This window comes from Vibrio sp. 1S139 (genome assembly GCF_041439475.1).
GTDB lineage: Bacteria > Pseudomonadota > Gammaproteobacteria > Enterobacterales > Vibrionaceae > Vibrio > Vibrio crassostreae_C.
Map to the genome: position 1 here is coordinate 1 of NZ_JBGOOD010000145.1, position 2,054 is coordinate 2,054.

Below are 2,054 nucleotides of genomic sequence, written 5' to 3' on the forward strand. Positions count from 1 at the left end.
CAGATTACACCGCAACTTACTTTCTCTTCCATACACCAGAAATCAGCATAGCTCACCTCTTGATGAACTTATCTCTATGCACTGACATAAAAATCTCGAGCCTCATCGCAACACTACGCTCTATGGGAATTATGCGAAATCGTGCCTCTTCACGTTTGTATGTAGGAATTTCAAGTTTTGCATCTTCAATGTGTTCTACATTCGAACTATAGGGAATTCGAACAAGTTCTATTGGTCTCAATCCTGTAGCTTCAAGCAATTCAAGCTGAATACGCCTTCTGTGGTACATATAATCAAGGTGAGCTTCTTGGTCTTCCTTGTCAAAAAGTTGAAGTAAATGGTCATTTAGCCGCATCACACCCCTTTCGCAATTCAATGTATCCCATAACCTCTTTATGACAGAGGCGGCAATAGCGGTTTTTGGCTTCGTTGCTGAAGTTGGTAAACGTGTAGGAAAAACTTCGGACGGTCCAAAATTTCGACCTTCCCGGCCTCTTTTTTGAATTATTTTGAGCTTAACTTGATACCTTTGCTTTGGTCTATCAACACCGATAATGTATTGAGTTGGGTAATGCTCAGCTTGAAGCCATTTCAGAAAGGCTACAAACTTAGGAAGAATTATAAGCCTAATAGTGTCGTTGTTACGTGCACGCGTTAACCCATCCGATTTCTTTTCAGCAACCAACTCACTGACTAACTCATCGATATGTATTGTTGTTAGATCCCAAAATTCAACGTTCTTCTTATAACAATAACGAACCAGATGAGATAGTGCAGAGGCATAAGTGCCAACTGTCCCCCCATCTTCTCGAGTAATTGTTACTGCACCTTCAGAAACTAAGTGCGCAAGATACATTTCAACAGGAAAGCAAGTTGTTCCATCAGGCCAACGAAACTGGTAAATACCCTCAGATATATCTTTATTTGTTAAGACTTCACCTGAGCTCTCATCAAAACGAAGTATTGAAGGAAACTCCACATCAGAAATGAAGGTGTATAGTTGACTTTTATTTTTCATTATCAACCTCTTTCTTTAACCCGAAATAATCTGCATACAAGTTTTTATGCTTGTTGTATTCAAGAGCATTTCCATTCGAGTTTGCAAGTAAATCAAGTACTAAACGATTAAGGTCGTTATAAGCCCTAACCAAAATAGCTTGGTCGCGTTGCAAGTTATCAATATGTTGCTTAGCTTCCTCCATCGGTGTCAGGTTTGGTCCTTCATTACTTGACTCTAAAGGGATATTTTTATGCCTTTTTATTAGCTCCTTTCTAAGGTTGTCAACGACTTCATAACCATTGAGGTTCCCTTCACATTGAATATAGTCTGTACAATACTTCTTGAAGGAGTTCAGAGACATCCCTTCAATGCCTCTTCCCTTACGCTTAAGATTGGCAAGGCTTTCTTGACGATCACATTTCGAGATTAGCCATGTATAAGTATTAGAGTTGTCATTGATAGCTTTTTTCATCTCACTGTATAGATTAATGACTGACTGAGCTTTTCTATTTAACATTACTTTCCTCCTCATCACCTTTGGTTACTTGGAAAGCAACTTTTGCTTTTTCAATCAAGCCATTACGCTCACTAATACTATAGAAAACAATCGAAAACTTACCTTTTCTCAAGCGAAGCGCTATGTAGGCTGCAAGATCATCCTCAGGGATTGATGTATAATCTTTAACCTTAAAGTGCTCACAAACAAGCCTATATAGTTCCTCTGTATTTTCCATTTCAAGTAAAGAACTTTGTTCATGAAAGTAGGTGACTTGTTGACGAGCATAATCAGCTTCAATCTCTGTCATTTCAGAGCCTGGACTGTTGGATTCAATATAAGAAAGGATATGTTCTGAGTTAGCATGACCTGCGATCCATCGGCATGCATCGATTGAGGAATGTTTAAAAGACCAAAAGAATGTCAGTAAAAATGTTTTCCTCATCTCGTGAACATTAATATACCAACGTCGACCATACTCATCGACAGTCGTCTGATAGTAACGGTGTTTTTCAAGGTAGTTGTCATCATTTGCTTACTTATTAAGCAGCTTCTCTT

3 protein-coding genes are annotated in these 2,054 nt (G+C 38.6%); all 3 read right to left on the minus strand.

Annotated features, from left to right (window positions below; translation table 11 throughout):
• Positions 1-52: 52 nt before the first annotated feature.
• Genes ACED46_RS21760 through ACED46_RS21770 form a run of 3 tightly spaced genes read right to left on the minus strand, consistent with a single transcriptional unit; the run spans position 53 to position 1,806 of the window.
• Positions 53-1,018, minus strand: coding sequence for a hypothetical protein (locus tag ACED46_RS21760; RefSeq protein WP_371722437.1), 966 nt, complete (start codon positions 1,016-1,018; stop codon positions 53-55).
• A complete protein-coding gene (locus ACED46_RS21765) occupies positions 1,008-1,517 on the minus strand; it encodes a hypothetical protein (RefSeq protein WP_086050309.1) in 510 nt (169 codons plus the stop codon). The genes ACED46_RS21760 and ACED46_RS21765 overlap by 11 nt, the downstream gene beginning before the upstream one ends.
• Positions 1,507-1,806 carry a hypothetical protein gene (locus ACED46_RS21770; RefSeq protein ID WP_371722438.1) on the minus strand — a complete coding sequence of 100 codons (300 nt, stop codon included), beginning with the start codon at positions 1,804-1,806 and terminating at the stop codon, positions 1,507-1,509. The genes ACED46_RS21765 and ACED46_RS21770 overlap by 11 nt, the downstream gene beginning before the upstream one ends.
• Positions 1,807-2,054 lie beyond the last annotated feature (248 nt).